The sequence below is a fragment of the Streptomyces sp. NPDC050121 genome (assembly GCF_044460385.1).
Lineage (GTDB): Bacteria > Actinomycetota > Actinomycetes > Streptomycetales > Streptomycetaceae > Streptomyces > Streptomyces soliscabiei.
On the sequence record NZ_JBITJV010000064.1, the window covers coordinates 1 to 16507 of the forward strand.

Below are 16507 nucleotides of genomic sequence, written 5' to 3' on the forward strand. Positions count from 1 at the left end.
ACACTCAACACCCCACCACCAGCGAAAACACCCTGACCTGACATGCCGTCACTGACACCACCCACTGACACCAAACCGGCACATCGCATCCAGCAGGCCCAGGGCCCGCTCGGTCACCTCGACGGGCGTGTGCATGGCCGCGCCGTCGAACTCGGCCACCACCAGGTCGCCGAGGACTTCACGGAGGCGTTCGGTGTCCTTGCGCAGGACCGGTGATCCGTCGGAGAGGAGCAGTACCCGGGACCCGCCGAGCCGTTCGGCCTCATCGCGGACCTGCGGGAGTGTTCCCGCGCCGAAGACCACCCGGCTCGGGCTGGCCGTGTGCACAAAACTCCTCATGAAGCTGCTCTCCGTGCTGCGGGGGTCAGGGGGTCTGTCGCAGTATTCGAGGCCGTGCACCGGTGTTCCTGCACAATCTCGGCATCGCTTTGCACAGAAACGGCGTCGGCCGCCGCCTGGTCCGTGCTTGCCCGCCCGTACGGAAGGCAGCGAGACTGTGCCGCGAAGGAGGGCCGCATGAGCGAGATGGGACTCGGTGACACCCACGGAATACTGGTTCGGCCAGGGGTGCGTCCCGTCCGCACGAGTGCGGGTCTGGGCTGGGAGGGGCTGTATGTGTCGACGCAGCGGGAGCTGCCGTACCGGGATGCCTTTCAGGGAGCCGGCAGCCACCTGGTGATCCTGCATCTGGACGGGCCCGTCACCGTCCGCAGGGGACGCCGCGGGTTGACGGCCGCGCGGCAGGTGCCGCCCGGCGGTCTGTTCCTGCATCCGGCCGACACGGAGCTGGACGTGGAACTCGGCGGTCATCTGAACACCGTGCATGTCTACCTGTCGGACGCGGTCCTCCAAGCGACCGCAGAGGGTGGACGGCCGGTACGGCTGGAGGAGGAGTTCGGCACCACGGATCCGCTCCTGGAGCAGCTGGTTCTGGCCCTCGACGGTGTTGTACGGCGCTGGGAGCCCAGTGCCGGCGCCTACGCGGATCAGCTCGCGCTCATGACCGCGGCCCAGCTGGCCCGTCGCCACAGCGTGCGGCTGGGGGCACCCCCGGCCGGAGGCTGGGGGAGGGTCGGCGAGCGGGCGGGGCGGCAGGTGGGGCTCACCGACCGGCAGTTCGCGGCCGTTCGGGAGCTCATCGACGCCCGGCTTTCCGAGCCGCTGTCGCTGGAGGACCTCGCCTCGGCCGCGGGTCTCGGCGTCAGCCAGTTCGCCCGGCGTTTCAAGGCCCGCGTCGGGTGCCCTCCCCACCGGTACCTCGTGCGCGTGCGTGTGGAGCAGGCCGCCCGCCTGCTGCGCGCGGGTTCCATGCCCATCGCGCAGGTTGCGGCGGCGTGCGGCTTCTCCCACCAGGAGCACCTGAGCCGAGTGGTCCGCGCCCAACTCGGTACGACGCCGGCCGCCCTGCGCCGTGAGGGCTGACGGAATCGCTGCGGGAGGCGCGCGGGCTGCAGCGGGCTATAGTTCGCCGTCATCGAGCGAAGGGAGCGACGATGGTCGCGCGCCTTGCAGGGTTTCTCCCCGGCGATCTGACCGAGGAACAGGCCGCGGTCTACCAGGCCATCTCCGGAGGCCCACGCGCCGCCGGTCCTCAGCTCTTCGCCCTCACCGACGGCGAGGGACGGCTTCGGGGACCGTTCAACGCGATGCTTCTCAGCCCTGCGGTCGGTGCCGCTGTGCAGGCCGTGGGTGCGGCGGTGCGCTATCGGTCCTCGCTCAGCGACCGTGTCCGGGAGATGGCCGTGCTCCTCGTCGCCGCTCACTGGGGCAGCGCTTTCGAACGAGAGGCGCACGAGGCCGTGGGGCGTGCCTGCGGTCTGACCGAGGAGGAGCTCGGCTCCCTGCGCTCCGGTGCGCTGCCGGCCCTGACCGATCCCGACGAGAGCATCGCGCTGCGGACCACGGCCGCCCTGCTGCGCTCCGGCAGCCTGGGCGACGACGAGTACAACGCGGCGGTGTCGGCGATCGGTGAGCGCGGCCTGTTCGAGCTGACGACCCTGGTGGGCTACTACTCCACGCTCGCCCTACAGCTCCGCGTTTTCGCAGGTGAGGAAGGCGAGCCGAGGCCGTCGGTGCCCTGAGGGAAAGCCCGGTCACCCCTCCTGTGAGCGCTCTGCCATCCGTTTCGCGACCCGCGCGATGGTCTCGCGAAGCCACGTGTGCGCCGCGTCGTGGGTGTGGACGGGGTGCCACCAGAGAGCTTCGTGGAGGGGCATCGTGCCGTGCGGCGGCTCCATGATCCGAATGCCTGCGGCGTCCCGCAGCCGCTCGGCGAGCCTGGCCTGGACGAGAGCGATTCTCCCGGTTCCGGCGACGAGGAAGCACAGTGCCTGGAAGGTGTCGGCGGAGACCTCCGAGCGGGGCTCGATGCCGAGCATGCTCAGCTGTCGCGTGGATGTTGTGTCGTACAGCCGCCGGTATGTCACCCAGGGCAGCCGGCTCAGGTCGTTCGGTGTGAGTTCGTCGCCCACCTCCGTATTGTCCTGTGAGACCACGAAGACCCAGCGGTCCTGGAAGACGTCGACCGCCGGGTAACCGCTGATGAAGCCGTGCGGCAGCAGTAGCCCGTCGGTGGTGCTCAGCAGTGCGGCCGTCTCCTCGGTGACCGTGGCGGGAGTCAGCTCGAAGTGGAGCCGGACCCCGGGCGCCTCCGCGTGAATGGTGCGGGTCAGTTCGGTGCCGAAGACCGTCACCGCGTAGTCCGAAATGATGATCTTGAATTCGTGGCGGTCCTCGGCCGGGTCGAATTCGGCCTGGCTGCTGAAGACCCGTTCCGCCATGTCGCAGGCCCTGGCCGTGCGGTCCAGCAGCGCCTGGCCGAGGGCGGTCAGCTCGTAGTTGTTGCCGGTCCTGAAGAGGAGTTCGTCGTCGAAATGCCGGCGCAGTCGCGCGAGGGCGCCGCTCATCGCGGGCTGGCTGAGCCCGATGCGCTGTCCGGCCCTGGTGACGTTGCGTTCCTCCAGCAGAGCGCGCAGAGCAACCAGGAGATTGAGGTCGAGGCTGGCCAGGTGCATGGCGCTCCCGAGGGCTGGTCACCCGCCGCAAGGCGAGAGACGAGAGACGAGAAGCTCATCGGTGCCGCCGATGGGCTTCATCCGGCGAATCGATTTCCCCAATGGGATGCGGTGCGGCCAGATTAGTCGCACCGCCACCGAGAGGACACATCCGTGAAACGTGATGTTGATTCGCCGGCCTTCTCCGGCTCCTTCGCCCTCGGCACCGTCAGCGCACAGGGCCGGGATCCGTTCCCCGCTCTGGTCGTGCCGGGCCGCCGCGTGCTCGACCTGCGTGCCGCTCTGGGCGCGCCGGAGCTCACCGTGCGCGCGCTGCTGGAGGACTGGGATGAGGTGCTGCCCCGTCTGCGCACTCTGGCCGCGGACACGGCCGGCGACTGGATGCCGCTGGACGGCCTGCGGGTACATGCCCCGGTGGAGCCACGGCAGGTGTTCCAGTCCGGCGCCAACTACCGGCAGCACGTGATCGATCTGGCCGTCGCCCACCGCTCCCCCGACGACCCCCGCACGGTCGAGGAGGCGCGGACGGAGTTCGCGGAGGTCATGGACCGGCGGGCGCGCGAGGACCTGCCGTATGTGTTCATCGGTCTGCCGAGCGCGATCACCGGACCGTACGACGACGTGGTACTCCCCGCATGGGCCGCACAGCCGGACTGGGAACTGGAGCTGGCGGCCGTGATCGCCAGGCCCGCCCACCAGGTCTTGGTGGAGGAGGCCCTGGAGTACGTCGCCGGCTACACGATCGCCAACGACCTCACCGACCGCGCCTCCGTCTTCCGCCAGGACATGCCCGGCATCGGCACCGACTGGCTGCGCAGCAAGAACGCTCCCGGCTTCACCCCGCTCGGCCCCTGGATCGTCCCCGCCGAGTCCATCGCGGACCCCGGTGACCTGCGGGTCACGCTGAAGCTGAACGGCGACACCATGCAGGACGAGTCCACCAAGGACATGCTCTTCGGCGTGGCGCGGCTGGTGTCGTACATCTCCCAGGCTGCCCGGCTGCTGCCCGGTGACCTGGTGCTCACGGGCAGTCCGGCCGGCAACGGCATCCACTGGGGACGGCTGCTGCAGGGCGGCGACGTCATGGAGGGCTCCATCACCGGGCTCGGTGTGCAGCGCACCCGTTGTGTGGCGGGGACACCGGCGTGAGCCTGGACCGGCGCGATCCCGAGGGCGCGATCGCCGGGGCCGCGAAGGCGTACTCGAACTGGGGGCGTTGGGGCGAGGACGACGTGCTCGGCACCCTCAACTTCCTCAACGAGGCGAAACGCCGCGAGGGTATGGCCCTGGGCCGACGCGGGGTGAGTTTCTCTCTCTCACAGCGCTTCGACATGAACGGCCCGCAGAAGGGCTGGCGCAGGCGCACCAACCCCATCCACACCATGCTGATGACCGGCACCGACGCCGCCCTCGGCAACCAGGGCTCCCCGCACGGCATCGGCGGCGCCGACGACCTCATCACGATGCCGCTGCAGTGTTCCACCCAGTGGGACGGACTCGGCCACGTCTTCGACCACGGCAAGGCGTGGAACGGACGCGACGCACAGAAGGTCGTCACCGCCGACGGTGACCTCGTCACCGGCATCGAGCACATGGCCCCGCACGTCGCCGGGCGCGGCGTCCTCCTCGACGTGGGACGGGTCATCGGCGTCGGTGGGGGCACCTCCCGCTCGAGCGGAGCCGAGAGTGGGGGAGAGCTGCCCGACGGCTTCGCCATCACCGAGGAGCACCTGACCGCCACGGCCGAGGCACACGGCGTCATCATCGGCCGGGGTGACATCGTCCTCGTGCGCACCGGGCAGCTGGCCCGGGTGCGCCGTGAGGGCTGGGGCGACTACGCGGGCGGTGACGCACCCGGTCTGTCCTTCACCACCGCCGGCTGGCTGCACGCGAGCGAGATCGCCGCGATCGCCACCGACACCTGGGGCTTCGAGGTACGGCCCAACGAGTTCGAGGGCGCCTTCCAGCCGCTGCACCAGGTCGTCATCCCCAACATGGGCCTGCTGGTCGGCGAGATGTGGGACCTCGACGCGCTCGCCGCGGACTGCGCGGACGACGGCGTGTACGAGTTCTGGCTCACCGCCGCACCCCTGCCCATCACCGGAGCCGTCGGCTCCCCCGTCAACCCGATCGCCGTCAAGTAGCTGGATCGGCGCGATCGCCGTGAAGTGGCTGGATCGCGCAGCCAGAGGAACAAGGGAGTTCCCATGACCGACACTCGCACCGTCCTCGTCGTCGGCGGCGGCACCGCAGGAAACGGCCTGACCGTCCTGCTGCGCAAAGCCGGCATCGACGTCGACCTCGTCGAAGCCAGGGCCGACTGGAACGTCCACGGCTCCGGAATCACCACTCAAGGCAACGCCCTGCGCGTCCTGCGCGAGATCGGTGTGTGGGAGGAGGTCGAGAAGCACGGCTTCGGGTTCGACGCGCTCGGCATCACCGCTCCCGACGGGACGGTACTGCACGTCGACGCGCATCACCGCACCGGCGGAGGGGACCTGCCCGCGGTGGTCGGCATGCAGCGGGCGGACCTCCAGCGCATCCTCATCGACGCGGTCCGAAGATCCGGTGCCCGGGTCCGGCTCGGCACCACCGTCCAGCAGCTGGAACAGGACGCCGCAGGTGTCGACGTCACCTTCAGCGACGGCACGTCGGGCCGGTACGACCTGGTCGTCGCCGCCGACGGACTGCACTCCGCGACCCGCGCCATGATCGGCATGAGCGAGCGGCCCGAACCCGTCGGCATGGGGATCTGGCGCGTCTGCGCCCCTCGTCCCGCACGTGTCGAGCGCACTGACCTCGCTTACGGCGGACCCTGTTACATCGCCGGCTACTGTCCCACCGGCCCGGACTCCCTCTACGCGTACCTGGTGGAACCCCAGCGGGACCGCGCGAGCCTCGTCCCCGACGCCTACGCCGAGGAGATGCGTCGTCTCGCCGAGCCGTACGGCGGTGCCTGGGACGAGATCCGCGCGTCCATCACCGATCCGAAGAAAGTCAACTACACGGTGTTCACCCGGCATCTGGTCGAGGGTTCCTGGCACCGCGGCCGCGTCGTGCTCGTCGGCGACGCCGCGCACAGCTGCCCGCCCACTCTCGCCCAGGGCGCGGCGATGTCCCTGGAGGACGCCCTGGTCCTGGCGGAGCTGCTCGCCGGCCGCGACGACTGGGACGACGAACTGCTCACGGCGTACTACGAGCGGCGTGTCCCGCGGGTCCGGCTGGTCGTGGACGGTGCCGTCCAGATCTGCCGGTGGCAGCTGGAGGGGGTACGCGATGCCGACGTGCCCGGTCTGATCGGCCGCACGATGACCATGCTGACGGAACTGCCGTGACACCGCCCACCCGTCTCCCGCCACCGCCGTTCCAAGGAAGCGCTGCGCGCCCTTTGACTGTCGACGTCCACGCCCACGTCGTACTCCCCGAGCTGGAGGAGGCCGTCGCCGGGTGGCCGGAACGCGCCGCCGCCCGCGCTCTGGAGGCCCGCCGCAACGGCCCAAAGGCCCAGGCCGTCAGTGGGCCCATGATCCGTGAACGCATCCCCGTGCTGACCGACGCCACAGCCCGCCTGGCCGCGATGGACGCCTGCGGTGTCGACATACAGCTCGTGTCTGTGGTCCCCGACTACCACTACTGGGCGGACGAGGAGCTGGCCCGCACCGTGTGGGAGCTGGCCAACACCGGTGTCGCGGCACACTGCGCGCAGGCACCGCAGCGGCTGCGCGGCCTCGGGCTGGTCCCGCTCCAGCACCCGCACCTGGCCGTCGAGGCTCTCGAACACGCCTTGGAGCAGGGCCTGTCGGGTGTCGAGATCTCCTCGCACGCACCCGGCCGCGAGCTGTCGGACCCCGCATACGAACCCTTCTGGAGCCGCGTGGAGGAGACCGGGGCGGTGCTGTTCCTGCACCCCTACGGCTGCACCCTCGACGAACGCCTGGACCAGTGGTACCTGTCCAACACCGTCGGCCAGCCCACCGAGAACGCCGTCGCGCTCTCCCACCTGATCTTCTCCGGTGTCCTGGACCGCCACCCGGAGCTGAAGCTGATCGCCGCGCACGGGGGCGGCTATCTTCCCACCCACATCGGCCGCTCCGACCACGCCTGGCGGGTCCGTCCCGATGCCCGGGGCTGCGCCCACCCACCCAGCAGCTACCTCAAGCGGCTGTACTTCGACTCGCTCGTCCACGACCCGTCCGTCCTGCGCGAGCTGGTCCGGATCGCGGGTGCCGACCGGGTGCTGCTCGGTTCCGACTTCCCCTTCGACATGGGGGCCGAGGACCCACTGGCCGCCCTGCGCGCCGCTCACCTGCCCGACCCCGACTTCCACGCCATTCGCGGTGCCAACGCGGCATCGCTGCTGCGCCTCACCTGAGGCCACTCGAACAGGAGCCCCACTCATGGCCGAGCGTCTGCTCACCCACCTGAGGCATGTCGACCTCGCCGTTCCCGACTACGACAAGCAACTCGACTTCTACGCCGGCATCTGGGGCCTGACCAAGGTCGCCGAGGACTCCGGCATCTCCTTCCTCGCCGCCGAGGGCAGCCCCGAGCAGTACATCGTGCGCCTGCGCAAGGCCGAGGAAAAGCGCCTCGACCTCATCTCCTACGGCGCCGCCACCCCGGCCGACGTCGACACCCTCGCCGAGCAACTCCTCACCGGCGGAGTGCAGTTGATCTCCCAGCCGGGCAAGGTCGACACTCCCGGAGGCGGCTACGGCTTCCGCTTCTTCGACATCGACGGCCGCACCATCGAGGTCCTGGCCGACGTCGCCGTACGCCGGCACCGCAAGATCGAGGAGAAGGAATCGATCCCGGTCAAGCTGTCGCACGTCGTCATCAACTCCCCCGACCTGGGCGCCACCAAGGAGTGGTACGAGCAGCACCTCGGCTTCCGGCTCTCCGACACCCTCTGGCACCCCAAGATGGGCGAGGCCATGCACTTCATGCGGATCAGCTCCCAGCACCACTCCATGGCCATCGCCCAGGGCCCGCACACCTCCCTGCACCACATCTCCTTCGAGATGCGCGGCATCGACGAGTACATGCGCGGCACCGGCCGCCTGCTGCGCGCCGGGGTGCACAAGGTGTGGGGCCCCGGCCGCCACTACGCGGGCGACAACACCTTCTCCTACTTCCACGACCCGCACGGCAACACCGTCGAGTACACCACCGAGCTGGAGCAGTTGGACGAGGACACCTGGCACCCCCACGTCTACGACTTCTCCACCGACGAGGTCTCCGACCAGTGGGGCACCGCCAACCCCGTGAACGAACTGGTCGCCAAGGAGTCCTTCAACGACCCCGACCGCGGCTGCTTCACCGCCCCGCCGGTCTGATCCTCCCTACTCCGGGGGCGCGGCGATGCCCCCGCTCATTGCCCTGAGTGCCCGCCGCGCCCCGGCCCAGCCCCTTGGAGCCCCCATGCGCTTCGCCACGTACGAGTATCAGGGCCGCCGCCACTGCGGCGTGCTGGACGGTGCCGCCATACGTCCCTTCCCCGACGGCACGACACTGCTCGACCTGATCCGCTCCGGCCTCCCGCGAGCGGCAACGGACCTCCCACCCACCGCGGACCCGGTCCCGCTGGACGCCGTAAGGCTGCTTCCGCCCCTGGAACCGCCGTCCGTGCGCGACTTCTACACCTTCGAAGAGCACATCGAGGGCGTACGGCGCTCCGGGGACCGCGGCGTACCCGAGGCGTGGTACGACGCACCCACCTTCTACTTCACCAACCCCCAAGCCCTGATCGGCGCGCGCGACGACGTCCCGTATCCGCCCGGCAGCAAGGTGCTGGACTTCGAACTCGAGGTCGCGGTCGTCATCGGCCGCGACGGCCGTGACCTGACGCCCGAGCAAGCGCGCGACCACATCGCCGGATACACCCTGTTCAACGACTGGTCGGCCCGCGACCTCCAGATCCTCGAAATGCAGGTCGGACTCGGCCCCTGCAAGGGCAAGGACACCGCCACCACCCTCGGCCCCCACCTCGTGACCCCGGACGAGCTGGAGCCGTACCGGGACGCCGACGGCTTCCTGCGCCTCGCCCTGACCTCGGAGATCAACGGCGAGGTCGTCGGCAAGGACCTGCTGTCCAACATGAGCTGGACCTTCGAGGAGATGATCGCCTACGCCTCACGCGGAACCGTCGTCCGAGCCGGCGACGTGCTCGGCTCGGGCACCTGCGGCAACGGCGGCTGCCTGGCCGAACTGTGGGGTATCCGAGGCGAGCGGATCCCGCCGCCGCTGAAGCCGGGCGACACCGTCACCCTCACCGCGGACGTCCTCGGCTCCGTCCGCAACACCGTCATCCCCGGCCCCGAGCCGGTACCCCTCCCGACCGGACGCCGTCGTCCCCGAAGCCGTCCCCGTCCCTGAACGGACCGGACTCCGCCGGCACAACCCGGCCTGCTCAGGCCCACGGCAGCGCATCGGTCGCGCGGATGAGCCGGATCCGGCATACCGATCGCACGGAGGGTGGGCGGCGGGCCCCCGAGGCCGCATAGTCGTCCCACCTGCACGCCGCGTCCCCGTTCTGCGTCGGCGTGACGTCCTCCCCGCATGCCGAACGCCGTTGGCGCCTGTACGGCATGCCCACTCCACACACCGTCCCCCGGAGTTGCCATGCCTGCTTCCGTTCCCTTGCCCTCCGCCGCGATCGACGAGTCCGCCCCGCCGTCCGTGAGTGTGTCGGGCCCGGCACACCTGCTTCGGGTGAGCGCGCTGATGGCCGGCAGCTGTCTGCCCGTGCTGGGGGCGGTACTGATCGCTCCTGTGCTGCCGAGAATGCAGGACCACTTCGCCTCGACCCCCGGCGCCACGGCGCTCGTCCCCCTCGCGCTGACCGTTCCGGCACTGGCACTTGCGCTGCTGGCACCGTTCGCCGGAGTGATCGTGGACCGCGTGGGCCGCAAGCGTCTGCTGCTGGTGGCGACCGTCCTGTACGCGCTGTTCGGCACCGCACCGCTCTGGCTGGACTCGCTGGGCGCGATCATTGCCAGCCGCGCCCTGGTCGGCGTCGCCGAGGCTGCCATCATGACCTGCTGCACCACCCTGATCGGCGACTACTACTCCGGCCGGCGGCGGGTGAAGTACCTCGCCCTGCAGACCATGTGCGCCTCCGCGTCCGCCACGGCGTTCTTCGTGCTCGGAGGTGCTGCCGGTGCGGCGGGCTGGCGGGTCCCGTTCTGGGTGTACGCGGTGAGCCTGCTGCTCGCCCCGGTGCTGGCCTTCGCCCTGCCCGGCCCGACGGTGCGCGAGGTCCCAAAGACAGCCGTGGAAGGTCTCCCGGCTGCCCATCGCCGCTTCCCTTGGCGGCAGATGACGGGCATCTGCGCCCTGACCTTCTTCGGGGCGATGGTGTTCTACACCGTTCCCGCGGAGATGTCGTACCTGCTCGATGACCTCGGCGTGGAGAACACCGGTGTCATCGGTCTGGCAACCGCGGGCGCGAGCGCCGCCACGGTGGCCGGAGCGATCACCTTCGCCCGGCTGAAGCGCTCCCCCGACCCGATGCTGCCCGCCGTCCTCACCATCTGCGCGGCCGGTTTCGGCGTGATGTTCCTCGCCGACAGCATCCCGCTGATGGTCGTCGGTGCAGTGATCAACTGCCTGGGTACGGGAATGCTGTTGCCGGCGGTCCTCACCAGTGCCATGTCCCGGCTGAAGTACGAGGACCGCGGCCGGGGCACGGGGCTGTGGACATCTGCCTACTTCGGTGGCTGTTTCGTGTGCCCGCTGGTGCTGCTCGCCGTCGAGTCGGTGGTAGGCACTCTGGCCGGTGCCGTGGGCCTGCTGAGCCTGGCCACCGCCGCGATCGCGCTCGGGCTGCTGGTCGCCGGGCGGCGGGCCGTGCACACGGGCCCCGCACGATCTGTGTGAACGCCCTGGAGACCCCGACCGACGGCGGCCTCACCGCGCACAGCCGCGCCGAGCCGGTCTCGGACGCCGTGCGCCAGGAAACCGAACCTCGCGCCCCGCGCCGCCGGGCACCCGAACCGGCAGAAAGGGCCCTCTCACCCATGGACAAGGCCCGCCCAAGCGCCGACGAGGCGCCTCCCCGACATCCCCGACGGAGCCTGCCCGGCCGTCGGCGGCTTCGGCCTCGGATAACCACACCAACGAACAAGGTCGTGCACCGCTCAGGCGCAAGGTCGATACGCGAATTCCCCCGTACAGGCCGGTGACAGCTTCTCAGGCAGGTTCCGTCACCAGCGCGGCGATCTGAGCCTGCAAGGCGGGTACGTCGCCCGGTTCCCGGGCCAGTGTCCAGCGCACGATCTGCCGGGAGGCTTTCACGATGGCCCTGGCCCTGGGCAGTCGGCGCATCGTGAACGACTCCAGCACCTCGTCACTCACCCGGTCTCTGTTCACCAGTACGTCTGTCAGCACGTGCGCATCCTCCAGGGCCATGGCGGCTCCCTGAGCGAGGGTGGGCGGGCAGGCGTGGGCCGCGTCGCCTATGAGGAGCACGCGGCCCTGGTGCCAGGGCCCGTCGAGCAGGTGGGACTCGAACCAGGTGTAGTGGATGGCGGAAGGGTCGGTCAGCGTTTCCCTGATCTCGTCCCAAGGGCCGTGATAGTGCTCGGCGAATCCGCGCACGATGGCGAGCTTTTCCTCCGGGGTCGTCCGCATGCGGTCCTGCGCGATCTCGGTGAAATAGGCGTACATGGCCCGGTCGTTGATCGGGCTGTAGCCGGAGATGTAAGAGGGTCCGCCGTAGTAGAGCTCGGTGTGGGTGACCGAAGCCGGGCGGGGCACGATGACTCGCCACGCGCCAAGGCTCTCCCCCTGGATGTCCGCGTCGATCCCCAGCGCCTGCCGCGTCGCGGAGCGGATCCCGTCGGCGCCGATCACCAGGTCATAGCGTCCGGTCGAGCCGTCGGTGAACTCTACGGTCACTCCCGTGCTGTCCTGCGTGAGGTCGGCGAACGTCGTACCTGTGCGGACCTTCACTCCCATCGCCACCACGCGATCCATGAGGATGCGTGCCAGCGCGGGACGGTACATGCCGACAGTGGCGGGCAGGTCCGGCCCACCGGTCCGTTCGACGTCGAGCTTGACGATGACGCCGGCCGCGGCATCAGCTGCGCGCAGGGCGAGGTGATTGTGCGAGTGCCCCTCGCGTTTCACGTCCTCCCATACTCCGAGCCGCCGCAGCACCCTCAGCGCGTTGCCCTGCAGGGTGATCCCCGATCCCAGGGCGGTGATGTCGGGTTTGAGTTCGACGAGGTCGACGGCGACGCCCGCCTCGGCGAGCAGGATCGCGGCGGCGGTACCGGCTGTACCACCTCCCACAACAAGTACGGTGCTGACTGCGGGCATCGTCGTGCTCCCTCCGAGCCGATTCGTCGTCAGACGCGAGTGTTCGCGTTCGTGATGCCGGGGCCCGAAGGTGAGTGACCCCTCGGGCCTCGTGGTCAGGACAGGTAGGGCTTGACCGTCTCGTTGGGCTGGAAGCGGAACTTGTGTCCCCACATCTCTGGCCGCTTGCCCTTGCGCAGATTGATGAAGTGCGGCGACCTGCGCTCCAGGTCGTCGATGGCCAGGCCGTCCCAGCCGTACTCGATGAAGAAGCCGGCCGGCGAGTGGATGTAGAAGGACACTGTCTGGTCCCCGATGTGGCGTCCGAGGTTCATCAGCAGGTCGGGGTTCTCGTCCCCGCCCAGGACGTCGTAGTAGGAGTAACCGACGTCGTCCAGGCTGCGGGATTCCAGGTAGACGTGGTGCAGACCGAGCGAGTTGGGCACTTCGAGCACAGCGACGTTGTGGTGGCGCGGGTTGGCCCGGAGGAACCACATCTCTCCCAGCGGCTCCTTGAGCGTGATGATGTCGCTGGTGAGGAAGCCCATGGCGTCGACGTAGAAGTCCACCGCCTTGCGGGCGTCGGGCACGGCGAAGACGACGTGGCCAAGGCCCTGGTCGCCGGTGACGAACCCGGCGTGCGGCCGGGGCGGGTCCCAGTCGCGGTAGCCGGAGTCCTGGTAGCAGTACAGCTCCAGGCGCTGGCCGAAGGGGTCTTCGAAGTGCACCAGCCGGTCCACGCCGCGTGCTTCGGTGGTCGCCCGGTCGGCGACTTCGGTCTTGACGCCGGCGTTCTCCAGCCGCTTCACGGCGGTGTCCAGGTCGCGGTGGTTCAGGACTTCCCAGCCCGCGTAAGCGAACCTGTGCTCCGTGCCGGGGTGCACGGAGATCCGGTAATCGGCATCGTCGATCTTGACGCGTACGGCGCCGTCCGCCCCGTCGGGACCGAGCATGCATCCGAGCACCTTCGGGGCCCAGGTGCGCCACTCCTCGTGGTCGGGGGATTCGACTCCCACGTAACCGAGTTTGGCGATCTCTCCCATCAGGGTTCTCCACTCCCCGCCTGACGGCGGTGTTGCGCAGGGAATTTGTGTTGACGCGACGTTAGAAGCAAGCGGTAACACCGCGGAAATAGTTGTCCTCTATTGCTGGCATGCGGGAATTCGAATAGATCGCTGCCCTCACCCGATTCCGGGCCCGTGGGGGCGTCACAGGTCGAGGACGATCCCGTCGTCTGCCGCACGCGAGACACAGGTGATGATCAAATTTCCCGCGTCGCGTTCCGACCTGCTGAGTACGGAATCGCGGTGGTCGATCCGTCCCTCGACAACCCGCACGGCGCATGCACCGCAGATTCCGGCGCCACAGGCGTACGGCACGTCGACGCCGGCGTCGAGCAGCGCGGTCAGGATCGGAGTGCCCGCCTCGACGTGGACCTGTTCGTGACGCCGTGCCAGCACGATGTCGCAGGGGCGGCCGGCGCCCTCACGCAGTGCCGCCGCGTCGAAGCGCTGCCTGTTCACCTGTATGCGTCGAGTCTGCTGTGCGGCCTTCTCCACCGCGGCCACGAAGTGGTCCGGCCCGCAGACGTACACCGCGGTCCCGGCTGCGGCCGCACTGAGCGTCGCGTCGATATCCAGGCCATCGCTGACCGAGGCAGGCGGCCCCAGGGCGAGCACCTCTTTGCGCAGTGCCCCGTTGCCCGACCCGCGGTCGACATGGATCAGGGACCACGGGTAGACGCGGGCCGTGCCGATCAAGCGAGCCATCGGCAGGAGCGGTGCGATCCCCGCACCCGAGGCCAGGAACAGATAGGCGCTTGCCCCTGCCAGCCGGAAGCGGTCGTACGGCCCACGTGCTCCCACCCGGTCTCCGGCGGCGAGGACGTCCCGCACGTACACGGAAGCCGAGGCGGCCGCGCCCCGCTCGTCCACGGGCGGCGGGCACCTGATCAACAGGCGCCAGTCGGCATCGGAAGGCTCTCCGGCCAGGGAGTACGGACGGATCAGCCGGTTGGGCAGCAGCAGGTCGATATGCGCTCCCGGCGGCCACTTGGGCAGCCTTCCGCCGTCCGGATCCGACAGCAGGACTTCCACGGTACGGGCGCCGACCGGACGCTTCTTGCGTACGACGAGGTCGCGCACACGTCGCGTCTCACCCACGGCGTGGTCACACCTTCTGCGCCACGCAGGTGTTGCGCTGGACGCCGAGCCCGGTGATCGCGGCCTCCAGTACATCGCCGGGGCGCAGCCAGCGCTTCCAGCGGCCTGCGTTGCCCGCGGGGCTGCCCGTGAGGATCAGGTCGCCCGGGTGGAGCGTCGTGGCCGCCGAGGCCTCGGCGATCAATGTGGGCACGTCGAAGAGGAGGTTGGCCGCGGTGTCCTGCTGTTTGCGCTCGCCGTTGAGGTCGAGCGTCAACTGCAACTGGCGGTGATCGGCGATGAGGTCGGCCGGTACGACGAACGGTCCGCACGGCAGGAAGGTCGGGCGGTTCTTGGACCGGAGCCAGTCGCCGCCCAGGGCACGGTGTTCGGCGGGGAACTGGAGGTCACGGGCGCTGATGTCGTTGCAGACGGTGTACCCGGCGACGTAGTCCATGGCCTTCTCGGGCGGCACGCGCCGGGCGGTCCTGCCGATGACGACGGTCAGTTCCACTTCCCAGTCGACCTGCTGCGCTTCAACCGGCAGGATGACGTCGTCGTCGGGGCCGCACAGGGCGGATGCCATACCGGTGAAGAAGAACGGGCTTCCGGTGCGGGCCCGCTCGTCCATCATCTCCTCTGCCGCGCGGCGCAGTTCGTCGTCGGAGCGCGGGTCGTCGGCGGCACGGCCGGAGACGATGATCTCGGCAACGTGGGATCGGTAGTTGGCGCCGGCCTGGATGATCTGACGCGGCTCGACAGGAGCGTGAACACGCACCTGCGCCAGCGGCTGCGCGGAGGCCTCACCAGCCGTCGCCGCTATCTCCGGCAGTCTGGGGCGAACGGCATCCCAATGCTCCAGAAGCGCTCTGACCGTCACCGGAGGGTCCACGAGTCCGAAACGGTCGAGACGTATCACCTGGTCCCCGACGACCAGACCGGCGTACCGGTCCTGACCGTTGGAGAAGGTGCCGAGGGCATGACCTTCCACCCAGCGCTTCACTGCGTTCTCCTTCACATCCGCCGGTGACGCTAGTGACGATGCCGGGGCGGGCGGAAATAAACGCTGTGAATACGAGGTATCGCTGGACCTGTGCCGCGGCCGTCACCTCTGGGCACGTCACAGGGTGCGACCGCCGTCTGTGCACTGGGCGACGGCCAGCAGTTGTTCGCGCAGCCAGCGGTGCCCGGGGTCGGCGTCGCGCCTGGAGTGCCAGTAGGCGGACTGGCGCAGCGGCTGGAGGTCGATGTCGGTCTCCAGCAGGACGATGTCCGCCCCGTCCGCGACCCTGCGCCCGAGGCGTTCCGGGATGATCGCGATGAGTTCTGTCTCCGCGAGCATGAACGGCATGGCCGTGAAGGTGCTGGCGGTGGCCTCGGTCCGGCGCTGCACCGAGGCTGCGTCCAGATCTTCCTCCACCAGACTGTTGCCCCCGGGCGGCTGGTAGGCCAGGTAGGGGTGAGCGGCGAGGAGCTCAGCGGTGAGCCGTTCTTCGGCCCGGGGGTGTTCCTTCCAGACGGCACCGACGAACCGGTCCTCGATCACGGGCATCCGGGAGCAGTCCGCGAGGTCGTCGTCGGCGACGAGCCGGTCGGGCAGGACGGCCAGGTCCATCTCGTCCCGCTGCAGTGCGGTGAGGTATCGCTCGCTGATCGGCCCGAGATCGAGTCGGAGGTGCGGTGCCAGGCTGGCAAGGGCACTCAGCAACGGTCTGATCAGCACGACGCCGATGTAGTCACTGGCTGTCATGGCGAACACCCGGCTGTCGCGGGCGGGATCAAAGCCAGGCGGCCTCACGATGGTCTGCTCGATCGTGGCCAGCACGCTGCGTACCGGCTCAATGAGCGTCTCGGCCCGCGGCGTGAGCTGCATGTGGCGCCCGTGTTTCACGAGTAGTGGGTCACCCAGCACCTTCCTGAGCCTGGCAAGAGCTGTGCTGGTGGCCGGCTGGGTCATGTGCAGCCTCTCCGCCGCCCGGGTCACGTTCTGCTCGCGCAGCAGGGCGTCGAGGACGACGAGGAGGTTGAGGTCCACTTGGCCGAGCTTCATCG

16 protein-coding genes are annotated in these 16507 nt (G+C 69.4%); 9 read left to right on the forward strand and 7 right to left on the reverse strand.

The window, feature by feature from the left end; all coding sequences use genetic code 11:
* Window positions 1-48: 48 nt before the first annotated feature.
* Window positions 49-339 (reverse strand): iron-containing alcohol dehydrogenase, encoded by a 291-nt coding sequence (locus ACIBTS_RS46330; protein ID WP_399327550.1) that lies wholly within the window; start codon window positions 337-339, stop codon window positions 49-51.
* Between the two features lie 177 nt (window positions 340-516).
* Between ACIBTS_RS46330 and ACIBTS_RS46335 the strand changes: the two genes are divergently transcribed.
* Both ACIBTS_RS46335 and ACIBTS_RS46340 read left to right on the forward strand, forming a co-directional pair.
* Window positions 517-1422 carry a helix-turn-helix domain-containing protein gene (locus ACIBTS_RS46335; RefSeq protein WP_399327552.1) on the forward strand — a complete coding sequence of 302 codons (906 nt, stop codon included), beginning with the start codon at window positions 517-519 and terminating at the stop codon, window positions 1420-1422.
* Between the two features lie 71 nt (window positions 1423-1493).
* Window positions 1494-2081, forward strand: coding sequence for a carboxymuconolactone decarboxylase family protein (locus ACIBTS_RS46340; RefSeq protein ID WP_364710284.1), 588 nt, complete (start codon window positions 1494-1496; stop codon window positions 2079-2081).
* Between the two features lie 12 nt (window positions 2082-2093).
* Here the strand turns inward: ACIBTS_RS46340 and ACIBTS_RS46345 are convergent, their stop codons facing one another.
* Window positions 2094-3014, reverse strand: coding sequence for a LysR family transcriptional regulator (locus tag ACIBTS_RS46345; RefSeq protein WP_355404644.1), 921 nt, complete (start codon window positions 3012-3014; stop codon window positions 2094-2096).
* A 153-nt stretch (window positions 3015-3167) separates the two neighbouring features.
* Here ACIBTS_RS46345 and ACIBTS_RS46350 point away from each other — a divergent pair, with 153 nt between their 5' ends.
* The 7 genes from ACIBTS_RS46350 to ACIBTS_RS46380 all read left to right on the forward strand — a co-directional run bounded on the left by ACIBTS_RS46350 (window position 3168) and on the right by ACIBTS_RS46380 (window position 10892).
* A complete protein-coding gene (locus tag ACIBTS_RS46350; protein WP_399327554.1) occupies window positions 3168-4163 on the forward strand; it encodes a fumarylacetoacetate hydrolase family protein in 996 nt (331 codons plus the stop codon).
* Window positions 4160-5158, forward strand: coding sequence for a cyclase family protein (locus ACIBTS_RS46355; protein ID WP_399327555.1), 999 nt, complete (start codon window positions 4160-4162; stop codon window positions 5156-5158). Before ACIBTS_RS46350 ends, ACIBTS_RS46355 begins: the two co-directional genes overlap by 4 nt.
* Before the next feature lie 63 nt (window positions 5159-5221).
* Complete coding sequence (locus ACIBTS_RS46360) at window positions 5222-6349, forward strand: FAD-dependent oxidoreductase (protein ID WP_399327557.1); 1128 nt, start codon at window positions 5222-5224, stop codon at window positions 6347-6349.
* Window positions 6350-6402: 53 nt separating this feature from the next.
* Entirely contained in the window at window positions 6403-7386 is a 984-nt protein-coding gene (locus ACIBTS_RS46365) for an amidohydrolase family protein (RefSeq protein ID WP_399327559.1), read from the forward strand.
* Window positions 7387-7411: 25 nt separating this feature from the next.
* Window positions 7412-8350: a VOC family protein gene (locus ACIBTS_RS46370; RefSeq protein ID WP_399327561.1), complete on the forward strand. Its 939-nt coding sequence runs from the start codon at window positions 7412-7414 to the stop codon at window positions 8348-8350.
* A gap of 85 nt (window positions 8351-8435) precedes the next feature.
* Complete coding sequence (locus ACIBTS_RS46375; RefSeq protein ID WP_399327563.1) at window positions 8436-9389, forward strand: fumarylacetoacetate hydrolase family protein; 954 nt, start codon at window positions 8436-8438, stop codon at window positions 9387-9389.
* Between the two features lie 246 nt (window positions 9390-9635).
* On the forward strand, window positions 9636-10892 hold the full coding sequence (locus ACIBTS_RS46380; protein WP_399327565.1) for an MFS transporter: 1257 nt from the start codon (window positions 9636-9638) through the stop codon (window positions 10890-10892).
* A gap of 312 nt (window positions 10893-11204) precedes the next feature.
* Here ACIBTS_RS46380 and ACIBTS_RS46385 read toward each other — a convergent pair whose 3' ends face one another.
* From ACIBTS_RS46385 to ACIBTS_RS46405, 5 genes are all read right to left on the reverse strand, one after another.
* Window positions 11205-12335 (reverse strand): FAD-dependent monooxygenase, encoded by a 1131-nt coding sequence (locus tag ACIBTS_RS46385; RefSeq protein WP_399327567.1) that lies wholly within the window; start codon window positions 12333-12335, stop codon window positions 11205-11207.
* 95 nt (window positions 12336-12430) lie between these two features.
* The gene (locus ACIBTS_RS46390) at window positions 12431-13357 is read right to left on the reverse strand and encodes a VOC family protein (protein ID WP_399327569.1); all 927 of its coding nucleotides are present in this window, start codon (window positions 13355-13357) and stop codon (window positions 12431-12433) included.
* 165 nt (window positions 13358-13522) lie between these two features.
* The gene (locus tag ACIBTS_RS46395) at window positions 13523-14476 is read right to left on the reverse strand and encodes a flavin reductase family protein (protein WP_399327571.1); all 954 of its coding nucleotides are present in this window, start codon (window positions 14474-14476) and stop codon (window positions 13523-13525) included.
* A gap of 7 nt (window positions 14477-14483) precedes the next feature.
* Window positions 14484-15458, reverse strand: a complete 975-nt coding sequence (locus ACIBTS_RS46400; protein ID WP_399327573.1) for a fumarylacetoacetate hydrolase family protein — start codon at window positions 15456-15458, stop codon at window positions 14484-14486.
* A 117-nt stretch (window positions 15459-15575) separates the two neighbouring features.
* Entirely contained in the window at window positions 15576-16505 is a 930-nt protein-coding gene (locus tag ACIBTS_RS46405; RefSeq protein ID WP_399327575.1) for a LysR family transcriptional regulator, read from the reverse strand.
* Window positions 16506-16507: the final 2 nt, after the last annotated feature.